Source organism: Streptomyces sp. NPDC059787 (assembly GCF_042732315.1).
Taxonomy (GTDB): Bacteria; Actinomycetota; Actinomycetes; order Streptomycetales; family Streptomycetaceae; genus Streptomyces; species Streptomyces atrovirens.
Window position 1 is genome coordinate 1 of sequence record NZ_JBHWHX010000036.1, and the last position, 18,255, is coordinate 18,255.

An 18,255-nucleotide genomic window follows, 5' to 3' on the forward strand; every position below is an offset into this window, starting at 1 on the left:
CTCTCAGCCCCTCCGGCGTTTGAGGAGCGGGGGTACGGGGGCAGCGCCCCCGGGATGGGACGGGTAAGGGCGGCGGGGGCGAACACTATGAACGTAAACACCGGTTCCATGGCCCTCCCGGACCGGGGTTCCTAGCATCCTGGCCCATGCGCAACAGATCACGTCATGTCACCCGCGTTCCCCGACTGCCCCGTTCCCGCCGGCGGGCGGTGGGCCCGGTCCTCGCCGCTGCCGTCATCGGCGCCCTCACCCAGGCACCGGCCGCCCGGGCCGAGAGCACCGGCCCGGCCCCCGTCACCTGCCCCGCCGGCCTGGCGGAGAAGGCCACCTGCTACACCGGCCGGGACACGAACGGCGCGTACTACACGATCGCGATCCCCGAGCACTGGAACAAGAAACTCGTCGTCCACGCCCACGGCGGCCCCGATCTGGGTGACGGGTCCGACCCCGGGCGCGGCGTCGAGGACCTGGAGCGCTGGCAGGTCATGGTGGACCAGGGCTACGCCTGGGCCGGTTCGGCGTACCGCCGGGGCGGCTACGGCACGCGGATGGCCGCGACCGACACCGAGAACCTCCGCCGTCTGTTCACCGAGGAGTTCGGCCGGCCGGGGCGGACGTACCTCCACGGCCAGTCCTGGGGCGGCAACGTGGCCGCCAGGACCGTCGAGATGTACGGCGGTGCGAGCGGTCCCTACGACGGCGCACTGCTCACCAACGGTGTCCTCGGCGGCGGCTCGCGCGGCTACGACTACCGGGTCGACCTGCGCGTCGTCTACCAGTACTACTGCCAGAACCTGCCGCGTCCCGGTGAGCCGCAGTACCCGCTGTGGCAGGGCCTGCGCCCCACGTCGACGCTGACGACCGCCGGGATGCGCGCCCGGCTGCAGGAGTGCACCGGATACGCGTCCCCGCCCGAGGAGCGCACCGCGCTCCAGCAGCGCAACCTGGACAACATCCTCGCCGTCACGAAGGTCCCCGAGCGCACACTGGAGTCGCACCTGCGCTTCTCGGTCTTCACGTTCCGGGACATCGTGCACAAGCGGCTGGGGGACCGCAACCCGTTCACCAACGAGGGCGTACGGTACTCCGGTTCGCACGACGACGAGGCGCTCAACGCGGGTGTGGAGCGGTTCACCGCCGATCCGACGGCCGAGCGCGACCTGTCCTACGACAGCGACCTCACCGGCAAGGTGAAGATCCCGGTGCTCACACTGCACGCCGTCGACGACCCCACCGCGTTCGTCGAGCACGAGGCGGCCTACCGCGACACGCTCGCCGGCGCCCACCGGGACCGGCACCTGGTGCAGACGTTCACCGACGAGCACGAGCACAGCGCGCTGAGCACGTCCGAGTACGCCACCTCCATCGCGGCCCTGGACCGTTGGGTGCGCACCGGTGACCGGCCGACACCGCGGTCGGTCGCCTCCTCCTGCGCCGCGTTCGACCGTACGTATGACACCGGGTGCTTCTACGAGCCGGAGTACCGGCCGTCGTCGTACGCCTCGCGCGTCGTGCCGCGCCCGGGTGGTACGACGTGGCCGGCCATGACGGCCGCGCGGGAGAAGGCGTGGAGCCGTGTCGAAGGGGTCGGCATCGCGCCCTGACCCGCACGGCCGGGCGGGCCGCTCACCGGCTCAGCGAGTCGGCGTCGCCCATGACGATCACCGGGTGCCGGTCCGGGTCGAGGGTGCGCAGGAGTTCCTCCATGTGGCGCTCCGAGAGGCTGACGCAGCCCTGGGTGGGCCCCTGGTGGTCGACGTGCAGCCAGATGCCGCCGCCCCGGCCGGCACCGAGCGGACGGGTCGGGTCCAGCGGGGACGTGCCCGGCTCGCGGTTGTAGTCGATGGCGATGACGTAGTCGAAGGAACCTTCCAGCGGCTCGCCCTCGAAGCCGGTGCCGCCGACCGCGAACCCCTCCGACCGGTCGTACGGCAGCTCGGTGCCGGGATCGGGCAGCAGCCCCCCGGCGTCGGTGAGGGTGAACACGCCGACGGGTGAGCGGAGGTCGCCCGCCCAGTGGTCGTCGGTCCAGCCCCTGAGGGCGTTGCGCGCGGGCCATGCCGGGCCCCCCTCCCATCCGGAGCCGGTGTGCCGGTACAGCACGGCCTCCGAGCGGTTGGCGTCCTTGTCCCGGCCGGTGACGACGACCACCTGGCGGGCGGTCGCGGGGATCCACGCCCGGGTCCGGGGGCCGAGGCCGGGGATCCGGGCGGGCGGTGGTGTCTGCGCTGCGGCGCCGGGCCGGCCCTGTGCGGTGCCGGCGGGGCCCGGCGTGGCGTCGGCGGTACCGGGCGCGGTGTGGGCCGAGCCCGGTGCGCCGCCCGCCGGTGCGGTGGCCGCCGGGGTGTCCCGCGCCGTGGTTCCGGTGTCCGTCCCGCATCCGCTCAGGGCCGTCAGCACGGCGAGGGCGACGGCCGCCCGCACCGCCCGGCCACGCGCACGGACGGAGGCACGGTACGGAGCACGGTGGCGCGGACGGGGCGGGCAGTCGATCGATGAAGCCATGTCCTCAGCCTGACTTCGACTTCCCGGAATCGCGTCAGCTCCCCGCGCGAGTCCGCCGAAGTCCCCCATCTGCGCTGCCCGGGAGGAGCGCGGGAGGGGGTCCGTCCGGGTGACGGGCCCGCACTCCGGGTGGAGTACGGGCCCGCCGGACGGAGCAGCGCGCGGGAGCGGCGCTACCGGTTGATCACGAACTGCGAGCCGGGTTCGATCAGTACGTCCCCTTCGGCCGAACCGGTGATGGTGACGTCCGTGAGCGTGGCGCTGCCGCGGGCGCCGCCCATGGCGAGGATGCCGGACCCGTTGGTGGACCTGTCGATGGTGACGCCCGTGATCCGGGCGTCCGGCACCGCTCCCCCGCCGGACTTGAACTGGATGCCGTCGTAGGTGGAGTCGTGGATGTCGGTGTCACGGATGACCACACCGGGGATGTCCGGTCCCTGGGCGAACAGGGTGATCGCCCCGAACTCCTGGTCCTCGTTCCAGAAGGCGCCGCCGGTGCGGTGGAGGCCGTTGTTGGCGATGAGGGTCTGCCCGGAGAAGGGCAGCGGGTCGTGGTCGGTCGCCAGCATGATGCCGGGGTAGTTCATCGTGTCGTGGATGAGGTTGTTCTCGATGGTGTTGCCGTAGCCGCCGTAGACGGCGATGCCGTTGGCGCGCCAGGGCAGTTGGACGGTGTTGTTGCGGAAGTGGTTGTCATGGCCGATGTCGACCGACGGGTCCTTGACGTACTTGCTGGCCCACACCGCGAGCGCGTCGTCGCCGGTGTTGCGGAACGACGAGTTCTCCACCTCGGAATTACGTGTTCCGTTGGCGAGGTTGATGCCGTCCGCGTAGGTGTTGCGGATCCGCATGCCGCTGAATCGCAGTCCGTCGGCCGGACCCCACAGCTCGGGGATGTCGCTGTAGTCGCGTCCCACCCAGACACCGACGTTGGCGTGCTCGATCCACACGTTGCTGATCTTCGTGCCCTTGCCGAACCGGCCGTTGAGGCCGACCCCGCCCTCGGCTCCGCCGTCGCCGCCGCGGATGGTGCCCGAGCCGAAGATCGCGATGTCCGAGATCTTGGTGTTGTCGTCGATGTCGAAGCCGAAGTTGCCCTCGTGGGGGTGGTTGATGCCGCCCGCCTGGTGCGGTGGCGTCAGCGTATGGAGCCGGGAGTGCCACATGCCGGCGCCGCGGACGGTGACGTCGCGGATGCCGACCTGGTTGTACTGTCCGCGGTTCTGCGGGTCGTCGGTGAGGATCTTCTGCTCCTGGCGCCACTGGCCCGGCGGGATCCACACGCAGTCGATCCGCCCGTTCTGGTCGGCGGTCACGGCGCGCTGGAGGGCGTCGGTGTCGTCGATGCCGTCGTTGGGGACGGCCCCGTACTCGGTGATGGAGACGCATCCGGCCGGTTTGGCGGAGGGCGGCGCCACCTGTTCCAGGTCGACCAGGTCGACGATGTAGAAGGCGGCGGTGTCGCCGGCGTCGCGCTGGAGCCGGAAGACGGTGCCCGCCGGGTAGGTCGCACCGAGCAGCGCGTGGGACTCGTCGAACAGACGGCGGGCGTCGCTCCCCGGGGTGTTGGTGAGTCCCTCGGGGGCGTCGGTGTCGCCGTACAGCCAGCTGTGCTTGGAGCTGAGGCCGAGCTTCTGCACGAACTCGCCGTCGGCGTAGAGACTGAGGGTGGCCTCGGTGCCGCCCCCGCCCGGCGCGTCCGGGATCGAGTTGCGTACGACGATCGAGTTGGTCGGGCTGCCGGAGGTGAACTGCACGTACTGGCCGGTGGAGTCGAGGCGGACCGACTCGCGTCCGGAGGACTCGGTGGCGAAGTTGGTGTGGCCGAAGGTCCGTTTGGCGTCGGCGGTGAGGAGCGTGCCCCGGTAGGTGCCGTCCTCCGCCTCGTACTCGGTGTACGGCACGGCGGCGCCGCGGCCGACGACGACGGAGCGGGTGAGGATGTTGTTGTTCTCGTCGGTCTCGTCGACGGTGTCCATGGCGTCCGCGGTGGCGGTGAGGAGGCTCGCGCCGCCGGTGGCGGTCCAGGTGCCGCTGATGTCGACCTCGGCGGTGGCGCCCGCGGCGACGGCCCCGGTGGCTCCGTCGAGGGTCCTGTCGCCGACGGCGAGACGGGTCACCGAGCCTGCGGGGGCCGCCGAGGTGCCCCGGTTGTGCACGGACACGGTGAAGGACACCGACGCGCCCGTGGCGGGACTCGCCGGGTCGGTCCTGATGCTCCGGACCTCCAGATCGGGGCCCGGACTCTGCGCGACGGTCAGCTTGCCGGTCGCGGTGCGGCTGTTGTTGGTGTCGTCCTGCTCGGGGACGGTGTCCGTGGGGTCGACCACGGCGGACACGGTGTAACTCCCCCGGGCGCGCCTGCCCACGTCCACGGAGACGGTCGTCGAGGCGCCCGCGGCGAGCGCTCCGACGGGGGCGCTGCCGGCGACGGTGCCCTCCAGGCTGACATCGACCGTGGCGGCGGCGGACGCGGCCGTCCCGGCGTTGCGCACGGTCGCGCGGACGGTGACGGCGTCCGTCTCGGCCGGGGACGCGGGCGTCCAGGTGAGGTCGGAGACGACCAGGTCGGGGTTGGGGGCGGCGGCGCCCATGACCTGCAACTCGGCCACCTGGGCGCCGTATCCGCCGGAGTTGTGCGTGAACCTCAGTCGCACGTCGGCGTAGCGGCCGGTGACCGGGATGGTGACGGTGTTGCCACCCGCACCGGGGTCGAAGGTGTAGTCGGCGCGGGCCTTCAGCGAGGTGAAGCCGTCCGACACCTGTCCCCTGCCCAGGACCTCGATGCTCTGGGTCCGCTTCGCCCAGGCGGCGCCGGGGTCGAGCCTGACGACGACACCGCTGAGGTCCGCGTCGGCACCCAGCTCGACCGTGAGGGTGGCGGGGTGGCCGCTGGACTCCCAGTAGGTGTCCGCCTGCCCGTCGTTGGCGTTGGTCGCCACGAACGAGTGAATTGTGGAGGAGGCTTCGATCGGCTTGCCGAGCGACAGGTTGGTGCCGTCGGCCGGCGGTTCCTCCGGACCGCCGCCGTCGTCGTCACCGCCGTAGACCTCGATCTCCGACAACTGGGCCGCGTTCCAGCCGGTGTTGGCGCTCACCCGGACGCGGATGTGGCGCACGTCGCGGGCGGGGAAGTCCACGGTGACCGTGTTGCCGCCGTCGGGGTCGAAGCGGTGGGCGGCGGAGCCCGACAGCGCGGTGAAGGAGGAGCCGTCGGTGCTGCCCTCGACGGAGAGGGTCTGGGTACGGGCCTCCCAGCCGGTGGGCAGCTCGAGGACGACCTGCTCGGCCTCGACGGTGCCGCCCAGGTCGACGCGGATCCACTGCGGGAAGGCCCCCGCCGGGCCCTCCCAGTAGCTCAGCTGGCTGCCGTCGGTGACGTTGGCGGCGGGATAGCCGGCGTGGGAGCCGCCTGCCGTGACGCTCTTGCCGAGCGCCATGTTGGGGCCACGGACCGCTTTCGACGCGGCGGTGGCCGTACCGGGTTGGAGGCCGAAGGCGACCAGGCCGGCCAGGAGCAGGCCGGTGATCGTCCATGGGCCGAAACGCTTCCGTCTCATGAGGTCCTCGTTCCGCGGCGGGTGCTGGGGCGGGTGGCCGACCAGGCAGTCGGTGCTCCTGACATGGATTGCCACGATCAAGTACGGCTTTTGCGCTAGACAGTTGATTTATTGCGGCTTCCGGATTGAAGTTTCCGGCTCGCGCCTCTCTTGTCAATGGCATGCACACAACGTTCCCTGGGTCCGCGCCGTCCCTCGTGCCGCGTGAGAACGTCAACCGGTGACCTCACAGGAGAAACGGTCAACCGCGCTCGGCCGTACCATGACTGGCCACCGAGGGAACCAACGGGCAGAAAGGGGCACCGCCATGTCCGAGAACTCGACCGCGGCCACCGACCTCACGTCGCAGTACTCCGCTCAGGTAGCGGGTGATCTGGAGCGCAACGTCAAGGAGCAGGAGCGGGTCACCGCGGAAATCGCGGCGCTGCAGGAGCAGTTGACCGTGCTTCAGCACGACCACACCATTCTGGTGAACATGCAGCAGGCGCTGGGGCTCGTCCGGGCGCCCGCCGAGGCCGTGGGCACGTCGCAGACGGCGGACGCGCCAGAGGCCGTGGACGCGCCGGAGGCCGACACGGTGCCGGACGGTGCGACCGTGCCGGCGCCTCGCAGGAGGGGTGGCGCCAAGTCGGGTGCCAAGTCGAGCACCGGGTCGGAGGCCGAGTCGGGGCCCGAGTCGGGCGCGGAGAAGCCGAAGCGGGCGAGGAGGACGGTCGCCGCACGCACCGCGTCCGGGAAGTCCGCCGCATCCGGGAAGCCCGCCGTGTCGGGGAAGCCCGCCGCGTCGGGGAAGTCCACGCGCAAGCCGCCCGCCGCGAAGGCGGACGGGCCCAAGCTGGTCGATCTCGTCCGCCGGCACCTGGGTGAGCAGAGCGAGCCCCGCTCGGCGGCGGAGATCGCCGGCGCGCTCGAGCAGGCCCACCCCGGGCGCGCCGTCAAGACCACGGTCGTGCGCAGCACCCTGGAGGGCCTGGTCGCCCGCAACCAGGCCCAGCGCACCAAGCAGGGTTCGTCGGTCTTCTACACCACGCCCGACAGCGCCGAGCCGGCCCCGAAGACCGACGACGCGCGGTCCTGAGGTCGTGCCGGCCGCTCACCGCTCCGTGTGACTCACCTCCACCGGCTCGAAGGTGATCCGGGTACGGGCCGTGCCGCCGGCCCAGACGACCTCGACCGTCCCGTCGTCCACCCGGACCTCCTCGACGGCCTCCGACAGGGGCGCGGCGTCCGCGTCCGCCGTGAGGGAGGCCAGACCGATGTGCACGGAGGTGCCCGCGCACCTGCCGGTGAGGCGCGGGACGTGGGCCCAGCGGGTCCAGGCCGTGCCCTGGGGGGCGCGGACCGGAGTGGGGGACGGGTCGTCCCAGCCGTGCAGGCCGTACAGGGCGGAGGTCAGCGGCTCCTCCGGGCCGGTGGCCCAGCCGGTGTGGGTGAGCCGGGATCCCTCCGGCGCCCCCACGACGCGGTGCACGCGCAGCTCGTGACGGCCGTGTGCCACCGTCACGCTCTCCACCCGCAGGCCCGGGACCATCGGCGGACCGCCGGCGAACACGGGCCGGTGCCACGATGCCGCCCAGCCCCAGCCGTCGCCGTGTCCCGCGCCCAGGGGGTGGATGCGGCGGCGCACACTGGTCCGGCCGCCGGTCTCCACCGACAGGTGGTTGTCGGCGACGTTCCCGGGTGCGGTGGGGCCGGTGCGGGTGGAGTAGGCCTGGCGCCCGTAGTGCGGGTCGTCCCCGTCCGCCGTCTCGCCCTCGTGCGGGCGCACATGGTCGCTGCCGTGGTTGTGCAGCCGTACGATCCCGTCGGCGCGGGTCGCCTGGACGAGCAGTCCCGGCGCCGGCAGCGCCAGCACGCGGTCGGACTCCTCCACCGGTGCCGGTTCCTCGCGGGCCGTCCAGAACGCGTGGCCGGCGGGGGCGAGCAGCGCGACGAAGGCCTTCGACGCCCAGTACGGTGACGCCGGGCCGGAGTAGCTCTGCAGACTGGCCTCGTGCGGGCCGTACCAGCCCGGGCTCAGCAGGCCGTCGGCGGTCAGCGCGCCCCGGTCCAGGAAGTGGCGCAGGCTTCCGCTCACGATGCGGCGGGAGGCGCCCGGGGTCAGCGGGGTGTGCCCGGTGAGGGCGCCCAGCGCGACGGCCGCCGAGGCGGCGAAGCGGTACGTCAGTGACCGGCCGAAGTGCAGCGGTGCCCCGTCCGCGCCGAACATCAGGGCGTGGCCCTCCAGATGGGCGCGCAGCCGTTCTCCGTGCAGGGCCGACGCCTCACCGTCGCCCGCGAGACGGGCGTCGAGGACCGGATAGAGGTGCAGGGCCCAGCCGTTGTAGTGGTCGAAGGCGCGTCCGTCCCCGTCGGCGTACCAGCCGTCGCCCCGGTACCAGCTCTCCAGCAGTTCCAGCGCCCGCTGCCGCGCGGCAGCCGTCTCGGCGTCGCCGCGTCCGACGGACTCCAGGAACCCGGCGACCGTGTACGGGAAGAGGTACCAGTTGTTGGGTGCCGGGGTGTGCCGCAGCGAGCCCCGCAGCCACTCCTCCGCGCGGTCCTGCACACCGGGGTCGAGGTGCTTCCACAGCCAGGGGGCGGTCAGCCGCAGGCCGAGCGCGACGGACGCCGACTCGACCATGGGCTGGCCCTGCACGTCGTGGTCGAGGATCAGCGGCCAGGACTCGGTGTCGTCGCGGCCGGGGGTCCGGGTGCCGGCGGCGAGTCCGCTCGCGTACCGCTCCAGCAGGCCGTGGGGGTCGTCCCCGCCCGCGCCCGCGACGCGGAAGGCGGCGGCGAGGAACGTCCTGGCGTAGCCTTCGAGGCCGTCGGAGCGCACTCCCGAGCGGGAGGGGCGTCCCGGCAGGTCGAGCAGCGCGCAGCCGGGGGTGCTCCAGCGCCAGGCCGCCGCGAGGAGTCCGTCGGCCACGGCCTCCCAGTGGGCTCGGGTGTATCCGGTGCGGGGGCTGACACCGTGGTCGTCGGCGGGCAGTTCGAAGGGGATGCTCATGCCAGGAAGGCCAGCCTTTCGCGTCGTACGGGATGGAGGAAGCCCTCTCCGGAGGTCCAGCGCGTGATCTCGGAGAGGGCGAGATCGGCCAGCCGGCGCCACTCGTTGCCCTGGGAGCCGGCGAGGTGGGGGGTGAGGAGAACGTTGTCGCACTCCCACAACGGGTGTTCGGGCGGCAGGACTTCGGGGTCGGTCACGTCGAGCACGGCGCGGATGCGGCCGGCCAGCGCGGCGTCGGCGAGCGCGTCCTGGTCGACGACCGCGCCGCGCGCGGTGTTGATCAGTACGGCGTCGGGGCGCATGGAGTCGATCAGTTCCCGGCCGACCAGGCCGCGGGTCTCGGGCAGCAGCGGGGTGTGCACGCTCACGGTGTCGCCGCGCCGGAACAGCTCGGTCAGACCCACGCGTTCCACACCGAGTTCCTTCGCCCCGGCCTCGTCGACGAACGGGTCGTACAGCAGCACATCGACGTCGTGCGGGCGCAGCAGGTCGATGACCCGGCGGCCGATGAGGGAGGCGGACAGGACGCCGACGGTACGGCGGTGGTTGCCGACCGAGCGGGAGGTGCGCAGCCAGTCCGTCCGGGCGCGGGACGCGCGGTAGTCGCGCGCGCTCTCCAGGGCCCGCTTGCCGGTGAGCAGGATCATGGCGAGGGTGTACTCGGCGACCGGGACGGCGTTGGCCGCGGCGGCGGAGGACACCTCGATGCCCCGGTCCCAGCAGGCGTCGGTGACATGGCCGCGTACGCTGCCCGCGGTGTGCACGACGGCCCGCAGCCGGGGCGCCGTCCGCAGCACGTCCTCGTCCAGGGGCGGGCAGCCCCAGCCGGTGACCAGCAGCTCGACGTCGGCGAGCACGGTGCGGGCGCGGGGCGTGGTCAGGTCGTCCAGGACCGGGAGCGGTGCGAGGTCGCACAGCGCGGCGAGGGCCGTGAGCGACTCGGCGTCGAGGACCGCCGAGGCGACGTCCGGGGACATGGCCAGTGCGGCGCGGGGGCGGGGGCCGGGCGTGGACTCGGTCATGGTGGCGGTGGAACTCCTTGTGCGGGCGGGGTCACTTCACGGCGCCGGCGGTCAGACCGCTGCGCCAGAAGCGCTGGAGCAGGGTGAAGGCGAGGATGAGCGGCAGCACGGCGAGCAGGGACCCCATGATGACCACGGGGTAGTACTCCGGCGAGACCGAGGCGGAGCTGTTCCACTGGTACAGGCCGAGGCTGACGGGGTACAGGTCCTGGTCGGACAGCATCACCATGGGCAGGAAGAAGTTGTTCCAGATCGCGGTGAGCTGGAAGAGGAAGACGGTGACCAGGCCGGGGCCGAGCATCCTGAGCGCCACCCGGACGTAGGTGGTCAGTTCGCCGGCGCCGTCCACCCGCGCCGCCTCCAGCACCTCGTCGGGTACGTAGCCCCGGCTGAAGATGCGGCCGAGATACACGCCGAAGGGGTTGAACAGCACCGGGATGAACACCGCCCAGAAGGTGTTGACCAGGCCGGTTTCGGAGGCCATCAGGTACAGCGGCAGCGCGAGCACCGTCTGCGGCACCATGACCGCCGCGAGGACCAGGCCGAACAGCTTCTCCTTGTGGCGGAAGCGGTACTTGTCGAAGGCGTAGCCGCAGGCGACGCTCACCAGCGCGCCGAGGGCGGCGCCGAGGACCGCGTACAGCAGGCTGTTGACGTACCAGCGGCCGTACAGCCCGCCGTCCATGGCGAACAGGTCCCTCAGGTTCTGCAGGAAGGAGAAGTCGCTCAGGGACAGCAGGTCGCTGCTGAACAGCGCGTCACGGTTCTTCGAGGCGGCCAGTACCAGCCACAGCACCGGCAGCAGCGTGTAGAGGACGGAGATCGCGACGACCGCGTTGACGGTGGCGCGGCCCAGCAGTCTCGGGCGGAGCAGGGAGCTGTCGGTGGCGCTCATCGGGCCTCCTCCGGGACGTCGGCGCGGCTGGTGAAGCGGGTGACGCCGTAGGACAGGGCGATGGTGCAGACGAGCAGGACGACCGAGGCGGCCGCCGCGAGGCTGTAGTTGTTGCGGGTGAAGGCCGCGTCGTAGATGTACATGCTCGGTGAGAACCGGGCGCTGATCATCGGGGAGGACTGACTGAGCAGCATGGGCTCGGTGAAGAGCTGGAGCGCCCAGATCAGGGTGAAGATCGCGACCATCACGACGGAGGCGCGCACCAGCGGTGTCTTGACCTGGAGCGCCGTGCGCACCGGTCCCGCGCCGTCCACCACGGCGGCCTCGATCACCTCGCGGGGCACGGCCTGCAGGGCGGCGTAGAAGACCACCATGTTGTAGCCGAGGTTGCTCCACAGGGCGATGTTCACGATGGACGGGATCACCGTGTGGATGCCGAGGAAGTCGATGGTGACGTCCGCCTCGGCGAACAGTTCGATCACCGGGCTGATGCCGGGCGTGTAGAGGTACAGCCAGATCAGGGCCGCGATGATGCCGGGCACCGCGTGCGGCAGGAACAGGCCGAGCTGGGCGAAGGCGCGCAGCCGGACCACTCCGGAGTCCAGCAGCAGGGCGAGCGCGAGCGCGCCGACGACCATGAGCGGGATGTAGATCAGGCAGTACAGGGCGACGGTGCCGAGCCCGCTCAGGAAGGTGGGGTCGGTCAGGACGGCGGCGTAGGAGCGCAGGCCGACGAAGACCGTGCGTTCGGGGCCGAAGCCGAGGCCGGGCTGGTCGTCGCTGTAGAAGCTGAGGTAGACGGCGGTGCCGACGGGGATCAGGAAGACGGTGACCAGCAGGGCGAAGAACGGCGTCATGAGGACGCCCGCGGCGGTCAGTTGACGGCGCTTGGCCGCTCTGCGGGCACGCGGGCCCGACGCGGAGGGCGCCGGGGCGCCGGCGCGGGAGGTGCCGGCCGGCACCCGGTGCCGGGTGGTCGTGGTCATGGGGTGTCACCTGCCTTTCGTCGGCTCAGGTGCTGTGCTGGGTGGTGGACAGGCCCAGGGCCTTGAGGTCGGGCATGGTGCCCTCCTGGGCGGTGCGCAGGGACTCGACGAGGGTGCCCTGGCCGCCGCCGACGCGGGCGAAGGAGTCCTGCATGACCTTCTGGGTCGCGCTCATCCGCGGTCCCCAGAGCCAGTTCCCGCCGATCTTCTCGGCCTCCTGCTCGAACAGGGTGTAGATGTCCTGCCCGCCGTAGTACGACCGGTCGAAGGCGTCCCGGCCCACGGAGACCAGGCCGGGGGCGGCCGGGTACTGGCTGCTGCTGCCGCTGGAGAGGCGGGCGCGCAGGGCGTCGGGGTGGGAGACCTGCCACTCGATGAACTCCATGGCGGCCTCGGGGTGCCGACTGTCCTTGGTGACCGCGAACGTCGAGCCGCCGTGCGTGCCGACGGACGGGTTGCCGGTGTCCCACTGCGGCAGCGGCGCGATCCGCCACTGGCCCTTCTGGCCGGGCCGCGCGTTCATCTGCGCGCCGGCGTCCCAGGCGCCGCTGAGCCGGGTGAGGACCAGGCCGCCTCCGATCTGGGCGTCGGACTGCCGGCTCTCGACGGCGTTCACGAAGACGTCGTCACGGTCGATGAGCCGCTGCCAGTAGCCGGCGACCTTCCGGGAGGGCGCGTCGGCGAGGGAGACGTTCCAGGCGCCGCGCGAGGTGTCGAACCAGTGGGCGCCGGCCTGCCACGCGTACGCGGCGAACTGGGTCATGCCGTCGGTGGGGAACAGCACCAGCCGCCGGCCGGGGGCTTCGCGGCGCACGGTCGCGGCCTGTTCGGCGAACTCGTCCCAGGTGCGGGCGGCCTTCAGTCCGTACTGGTCGAACAGGTCGGCGCGGTAGTGCATCACCATCGGCTCGACGTCCAGCGGCACGCTGAACACCCGGCCCTCGAAGGTGGTCAGCCCGAGCGCCTGCGGCAGCAGCTTGCGGCGCAGGCCGTCGCCGACCAGGTCGGTGATGTCGCGGGCGACGCCGTCGATGGCGTACCCGGGCACCTGCGGATACTCGATGGTGGCGACGTCGGGCGCGTTGCCGGCCCGGGCGGCGTTGCTGAGTTTGGCGTAGCCGCCCTGCCCGCCGGAGGGGATCTGCTGGAACTCCACCTGGACGGTCCGGTGGGTGCGGTTGAACGCGTCGACCACTTCCTGGCTGCCGCGCAGGGCGGACCAGAAGGTGATGCGCGTGGTGGAGCCCGTACGCGCCGACGAGGCGCCGTTCCCTCCGCTGCAGGCGCTCACGGCTCCTGTCAGGGGTACGGCGGCCATCGCGGCGAGCACGGACCGACGGCTGGGTCGTCCGGGCATGTCGCCTCCCGCGGCTCCTGCGTGTCGGGGGACACGCCTGTTCGGGACACGGGAATCCTCAACGCTCGACCGGTAAACGGTCAATACATCGATCAGAAGAAAATGAAACGTTCAAACGCTCATCGTGTTCATCGCGCTCACTCGGTGACGCCGGCCCGCGCCCGGGTGGATCCGCGCACGCTCAGTGTCGGCAGCAGTTCCGTCCGTCGCACCGGTCCCCCGCCGCCGCGCGGGGTGCCGAGCCGCCGGAGCAGCAGCTCGGCCGCGGCCCGTCCGACCTCGGCCTTGGGCGGGGCGACGGCCGTCAGCGGCGTGGTCCCGAGCCCGGCCACCACGTCGTCGTACGCCACGACCGAGCAGTCCCCCGGCACCCGTACGCCGTTGTCCGCGAGCTGCTGTACGAGCATCAGCGCGTCCACGTCCCCGTGCAGCACCGCCGCCGTGGCCCCCACCTTGCGCAGCAGCGCGGACAGGTCCGCCGTCTCCTGCGCCGTGTACGGCCCGTCCTGGCCGGCCTCCGGGGCGCACAGCGTCCACGCCCACTCCTCCACCAGCGGATGCGCGCCGGCGATCCGGGCGCACGCGGACCGCAGGGTGCGCGCGGTGGGACTGTCGTCGCGGGTGGCGAACACGATCCGCCGGTGGCCGAGCCCCACCAGGTGCTGCACGGCGAGGTGGACGCCGTAGGCGTGGTCGGAGCAGACCGAGTCCATCGCGTGCAGCGCGCTGCCCGGCCGGGGGCGCCGCTCCATCAGCACCGCGGGCACGTCCAGCGCGGCGAGCCAGCCGTAGTCGCCCTCCTCGTCGGCCCGGGTGCGCCAGCGCGGGGCCAGCAGCAGGCCCGTGGCGCCGTCCGCGAGGGCCCGCTCCACCAGCGGCCGTTCGGCGCCGGCCACCTGCGGCGCGATGTGCAGCGCGATCCGCTTGCCGGCCGCCTCCAGCACCGAGCGGGCACCGTGCAGGGACTCGTACAGGTAGGTGTGGCGCTCCGGGACGACGACGGCCACCGCGTCACCGTCCGGTGCCGGGGCCGCCGGCAGGTCCTGGGCGGCGAGGGCGGAACGCACGACGCCGTGACCGCGCCGCAGCCGGCCCTCCCGGGCCAGTTCCTCCACGTCCCGCCGTACGGTCACCACCGACACCTGGAGTTCGGCGGCGAGGTCGCTCACCCGCGCCGAACCCCGGGACTCGACGGCGGCCAGAATCCGCTGCCTCCTGAGCTCGACCGGCTCCCGCATGAGGCCCCTCCCCGCACCAGGATGTTCGTTTGAACGATACGGGCATCATAACGATCGTCGCAGGCGCGGGAACCCGTCGAGCCGCCCCCGCGTCCGGCACGAGGACAGCAGCCCGTCGGACGTCAGGCCCGCGGGCGCTGCCGGGGCGGGACCTCGGACGGTGAGGGAGTACGACCGTTCAGCCGAGGGCGGTCACCTCGACGGCGAGGTCGTTGTCGACGGTGTAGTAGGGGCGTACCGCGGAGCCGCCCGCGGTGGTCAGCGGGTACACGAACACCGCCTTGCGGTCCGCCACGTCGTCGAGGAGGCGGCCGACCCTGGTGAGCGGCGCGTCGGCGGCGGGGCGGAGGAAGACGTCCCAGACCCGGCTGTCGGAGGCCACGAGGTCCTCGCAGGCGACGGTGAAGGCGAAGCCGCCGTCCCCCGCCGGCCGTACCGGGACGCCGTGCAGGGTGTCCTTGGTTCCCCGCAGCCGCAGCACCGCCCGAGCCCCTTCGGAGAGTCCGGCTCCGTGCAGACGGGCGCGGACCGTCAGCGTCCCGTCGGCGATCTCGACGGGGCCCGCCTCCGCGTGGGCGGTGCGCAGCCAGGTCCGTATCGCGAGGAAGCCGTCCTTGGTGGTGTACGGCACCCGGACGGCCACCGGTGACGGCCACTCGCGCGAGCCGCCGTCGACGAGTGCCCGCAGGTCCCGCGGGCCGGGCCGCAGCCGCTCCCGTCCGGCGTCCGGGCCGCTCAGCAGATACGTGTCCCAGCGGCCCTCCGCGAGCGGGGGCAGCGCCTCCAGCACGGCGCGGAACTCGCCGTCGTCGCCGTGGGGTTCGAGGTCGAGGGTACGGGTCGTCTCCTCGGGCCGGCCCTTCCTGGGGCGCAGCACCAGCAGCAGCCGGGGGTGTGCGGCCGCCGGTGGCCGCAGGCGGAAGGTGATCCGGCCGTCGGCGTCGACGGAACAGTGGGTGCGCGGGGCCGTGTTCATCGGCGTCCCTTCCGTACGGTGCGCAGCGCGTTCGACGCGGCGGCGCGGGCGAGGTCGCGGGCGGCGTGGCCCCGGCTGACGAGGGTGTGCTGTATTCCGCCGTGCTCCGGGGTGACGTGCCGTCCACCGCTCCGGGCCTCGGTCGCGTCCTGGAAGAGGCGCTCGGCGTGGGCGACGACCGGGCCGGGGGCGAACCGGTGCGCGTTGGCCACGGCCGCCTCGCCCATGCGGCGGCGGCGCTCGTCGTCGCGCACCAGGTCGAGGAGGGCCGCGGCGAAGGCCGCGCTGTCCCCGACCGGCACCAGCCGGCCGTCCTCGCCGTCCTTGATGATCTCGCCGGGCCCGTAGGGGCAGTCGGTGCTGACGAAGGGCAGTCCGCAGCGCATCGCCTCGACGAGGGTCATGCCGAACGGCTCGAAGTTCGAGGCGGCCGCGCCGATCGAGCCCTTGACCCACTCGGCCTCCATGGGGATCGCCGCGCCCATGAGGAAGACGTTGTTCCACAGGCCGAGCGTCTCGATCAGGGCGCGCAGCCGGTCGTGTTCCTCGCCCTTGCCGTAGATGCGCAGCTGCCAGTCGGGGTGTTCGGCGGCCACCCGGGCGAACGCCTCGATGATCAGGTCGAACCGCTTGACGGGAACCAGCCGGCCGGCCGCCACCACGACCCTGGCGGTGCCGTCGGCGGTGGGGAGCGTGGGGTCGGGGACGCTGTTGGGGAGGGCCTCCACCCGCACGCCGGGCAGCCGCATCTTGCGCCGGTAGGAGTCGGCGTCCGCCTCCGTGACGGTGGTGAGCACGTCGAGCCGGCGGTAGGCGCGGCGCAGCGCGGTGCGCAGCGCGGGCGGATGGTTGTCGAGGGTGAGGTGCTCCTGGCCGACGCGTACGACGTGCTCCGGGGCCTGGAGGGCGAGGTGCACGTTGAGTCCCGGCCGGGTGCCGATGACGACGTCGGCGTCGGTGTCCGCCAGGCACTCGGCGATCCGCTCGTCCGTCAGTTCGCTGTACTGGTGGTGGCGGTACTCGGCGGCGGGGAACACCTTGGCGGGTCTGCCGTGCAGCGGGTGGTCCTTCTCCCTCCGCAGATCCACCAGCGCCCGCAGCCGCACTCCGGGGTGCGGAGTGAGATTGGGGTGCTCCCGGTGCCTCAGCACCGAGACGATCTCCACGTCGTGCCGTTCGGCCAGCGCGGCCGCCAGGTTGAACGTGGTGGTGATCGTGCCTCCGATCCCGTAGGCGTTGTGGATCAGAAAAGAGATCTTCATAGCGGTCCAGACCGCATAAGTCGTTCAGGAGTTGTCCGCTGTTATCAGTTTGTGGCCGCGATGATCACTGTTGTTGAACTGCCGGGTCCCGGCGCTGGATCCGCATGCCGGGGCGGCGGCGGTGGACGGTCAGGTACGTCAGCCCCTCGGGGCCTGCGGTGAGGCTCCGGGTGGAGCCGTGCGGGAGCCAGGTCAGGGCGCCCGCGGGGAGGGGGCGGGGGCCGTCGGGGGCGGTGAGGGTGCCGTGGCCGGCGAGGACCAGCAGGAGGACGTCGAGGTCGGGCTCGCGGTGGGTGTCGACCCCGTGTCCGGGCGGGATGCGTACGACGTTGGCGTCGAGTTGGCGGCCCGGCTCGGCGAGCCGCCACAGGGCGCCGGCGGACGCGCCGTCGAGGGCGGCCAGGGCGGCCGTGTCGCACAGGACCCGCGGGAGCGGAACGTCCTCGCCGGAAATGCCGCCGCTTTCTGAGGTCATGGGGTGTCACCGTCCCGGGTGTGTGGACGCGGCGGCCGTCCCCGGCCGCCTTTCAAATGCGAACCTAGCATGCAGATTTGGGCGGTGCCGTTCACGGTCCGTCGTCCATCGTCCACCCGAGCGGGTACGGCCGCGGTTCGGTGGCGGAGGGCTCGCCGCCGGCCTCGTTGAACGCGGTGAGGGCGCCGACCAGCGCCGCCCGCTGTCGTGGGGCCAGCCGCTCGACGATCGCGGCGATCTCGGCGCGGCGCCGCGCGGTGACGTCCCCGACCGTGTGCCGGCCCTCGTCGGTGAGCCGCAGCAGGGTCTCCCGGCGGTTGGCGGGGTTGGCCTGCCGGTCGGCGAGGCCGGCCGCGATCAGCCGGTCGACCATGCGCATCGCGGTGGACGGGGCGACGTGGAGCAGGTCGGCGAGCGTGACCAGCTTGGTGGCGCCGCGGGTGGAGAGCACCATCGGCATCCGGAACTGCGGCAGCGTCACCCGGTCCTCGACCGCAGCGAGGGAGCGCGCGGACACCGCCACCAGCAGCCGTGAGGCGGTCAGCACCGCACGGGTGACCGCCTCGACGTCGTCCCTGGCCCCGCCGGGGGGCTCGTCCCGATGCATGTGTCCTTTGTACCTCGCGGTGATCGCCGCCCACTCACCCGATGGGCGCGGACGCCACGTCCTGGTGGCGGTGGTGGCGCGGGAGGAGCATCGCGACGTCGTCGCCGGGCGGTCCTCCCACGTGCTGGACCAGGTCCTCGCGCGGGGCGAACGCCACCCGGTAGGGCTCCGGTCCCTCGGCGCCGTGCGCGGACAGCGCCCACCGGCCCGATGGCGGTTTCCGTCGGTCATGTCCCGCTCCAGCGGTGCCGAGGCGCTCGAGAGCCGCCCGATCGCTCCGCAGACGCCCCTCCCCCGTCCTCGGACTATGCAAAGGTCGGCCGCTCCGTGCTCCCCCGGACGGGCCTTTGTCCGGTCGAGTCCGCGCCCGGACCGCGCCG

General features: G+C 72.6%; 15 protein-coding genes. 2 read left to right on the plus strand and 13 right to left on the minus strand.

Going from position 1 to position 18,255, the window contains the following annotated elements:
• The first annotated feature begins 146 nt into the window (after window positions 1-146).
• Window positions 147-1,604, plus strand: a complete 1,458-nt coding sequence (locus ACFV5H_RS27865; protein WP_385197746.1) for an alpha/beta hydrolase family protein — start codon at window positions 147-149, stop codon at window positions 1,602-1,604.
• 22 nt (window positions 1,605-1,626) lie between these two features.
• Here ACFV5H_RS27865 and ACFV5H_RS27870 read toward each other — a convergent pair whose 3' ends face one another.
• Both ACFV5H_RS27870 and ACFV5H_RS27875 read right to left on the minus strand, forming a co-directional pair.
• A complete protein-coding gene (locus tag ACFV5H_RS27870) occupies window positions 1,627-2,505 on the minus strand; it encodes a L,D-transpeptidase family protein (RefSeq protein ID WP_385197748.1) in 879 nt (292 codons plus the stop codon).
• Window positions 2,506-2,678: 173 nt separating this feature from the next.
• Complete coding sequence (locus ACFV5H_RS27875) at window positions 2,679-6,065, minus strand: CARDB domain-containing protein (protein WP_385197749.1); 3,387 nt, start codon at window positions 6,063-6,065, stop codon at window positions 2,679-2,681.
• Window positions 6,066-6,372: 307 nt separating this feature from the next.
• Between ACFV5H_RS27875 and ACFV5H_RS27880 the strand changes: the two genes are divergently transcribed.
• Window positions 6,373-7,143: a hypothetical protein gene (locus ACFV5H_RS27880; RefSeq protein ID WP_385050192.1), complete on the plus strand. Its 771-nt coding sequence runs from the start codon at window positions 6,373-6,375 to the stop codon at window positions 7,141-7,143.
• 15 nt (window positions 7,144-7,158) lie between these two features.
• Here ACFV5H_RS27880 and ACFV5H_RS27885 read toward each other — a convergent pair whose 3' ends face one another.
• From ACFV5H_RS27885 to ACFV5H_RS27935, 11 genes are all read right to left on the minus strand, one after another.
• The gene (locus tag ACFV5H_RS27885; RefSeq protein WP_385050190.1) at window positions 7,159-9,057 is read right to left on the minus strand and encodes a DUF2264 domain-containing protein; all 1,899 of its coding nucleotides are present in this window, start codon (window positions 9,055-9,057) and stop codon (window positions 7,159-7,161) included.
• Entirely contained in the window at window positions 9,054-10,079 is a 1,026-nt protein-coding gene (locus ACFV5H_RS27890; RefSeq protein WP_385197751.1) for a hydroxyacid dehydrogenase, read from the minus strand. The genes ACFV5H_RS27885 and ACFV5H_RS27890 overlap by 4 nt, the downstream gene beginning before the upstream one ends.
• Window positions 10,080-10,110: 31 nt before the next feature.
• A complete protein-coding gene (locus ACFV5H_RS27895; protein ID WP_385197753.1) occupies window positions 10,111-10,974 on the minus strand; it encodes a carbohydrate ABC transporter permease in 864 nt (287 codons plus the stop codon).
• A complete protein-coding gene (locus tag ACFV5H_RS27900) occupies window positions 10,971-11,960 on the minus strand; it encodes a carbohydrate ABC transporter permease (protein WP_385050184.1) in 990 nt (329 codons plus the stop codon). The genes ACFV5H_RS27895 and ACFV5H_RS27900 overlap by 4 nt, the downstream gene beginning before the upstream one ends.
• A 25-nt stretch (window positions 11,961-11,985) precedes the next feature.
• Entirely contained in the window at window positions 11,986-13,317 is a 1,332-nt protein-coding gene (locus tag ACFV5H_RS27905) for an ABC transporter substrate-binding protein (protein WP_385050182.1), read from the minus strand.
• Between the two features lie 137 nt (window positions 13,318-13,454).
• Window positions 13,455-14,555: a substrate-binding domain-containing protein gene (locus tag ACFV5H_RS27910; RefSeq protein ID WP_385050180.1), complete on the minus strand. Its 1,101-nt coding sequence runs from the start codon at window positions 14,553-14,555 to the stop codon at window positions 13,455-13,457.
• Window positions 14,556-14,733: 178 nt separating this feature from the next.
• Complete coding sequence (locus tag ACFV5H_RS27915) at window positions 14,734-15,531, minus strand: transferase (RefSeq protein ID WP_385197755.1); 798 nt, start codon at window positions 15,529-15,531, stop codon at window positions 14,734-14,736.
• Window positions 15,528-16,793, minus strand: a complete 1,266-nt coding sequence (locus ACFV5H_RS27920; RefSeq protein WP_385197757.1) for a glycosyltransferase family 4 protein — start codon at window positions 16,791-16,793, stop codon at window positions 15,528-15,530. The genes ACFV5H_RS27915 and ACFV5H_RS27920 overlap by 4 nt, the downstream gene beginning before the upstream one ends.
• A 64-nt stretch (window positions 16,794-16,857) precedes the next feature.
• Complete coding sequence (locus tag ACFV5H_RS27925; protein ID WP_385050174.1) at window positions 16,858-17,268, minus strand: hypothetical protein; 411 nt, start codon at window positions 17,266-17,268, stop codon at window positions 16,858-16,860.
• 91 nt (window positions 17,269-17,359) lie between these two features.
• Window positions 17,360-17,875, minus strand: a complete 516-nt coding sequence (locus ACFV5H_RS27930) for a MarR family winged helix-turn-helix transcriptional regulator (RefSeq protein WP_385197759.1) — start codon at window positions 17,873-17,875, stop codon at window positions 17,360-17,362.
• A 34-nt stretch (window positions 17,876-17,909) separates the two neighbouring features.
• Window positions 17,910-18,032 carry a hypothetical protein gene (locus ACFV5H_RS27935; protein ID WP_385050170.1) on the minus strand — a complete coding sequence of 41 codons (123 nt, stop codon included), beginning with the start codon at window positions 18,030-18,032 and terminating at the stop codon, window positions 17,910-17,912.
• Window positions 18,033-18,255 lie beyond the last annotated feature (223 nt).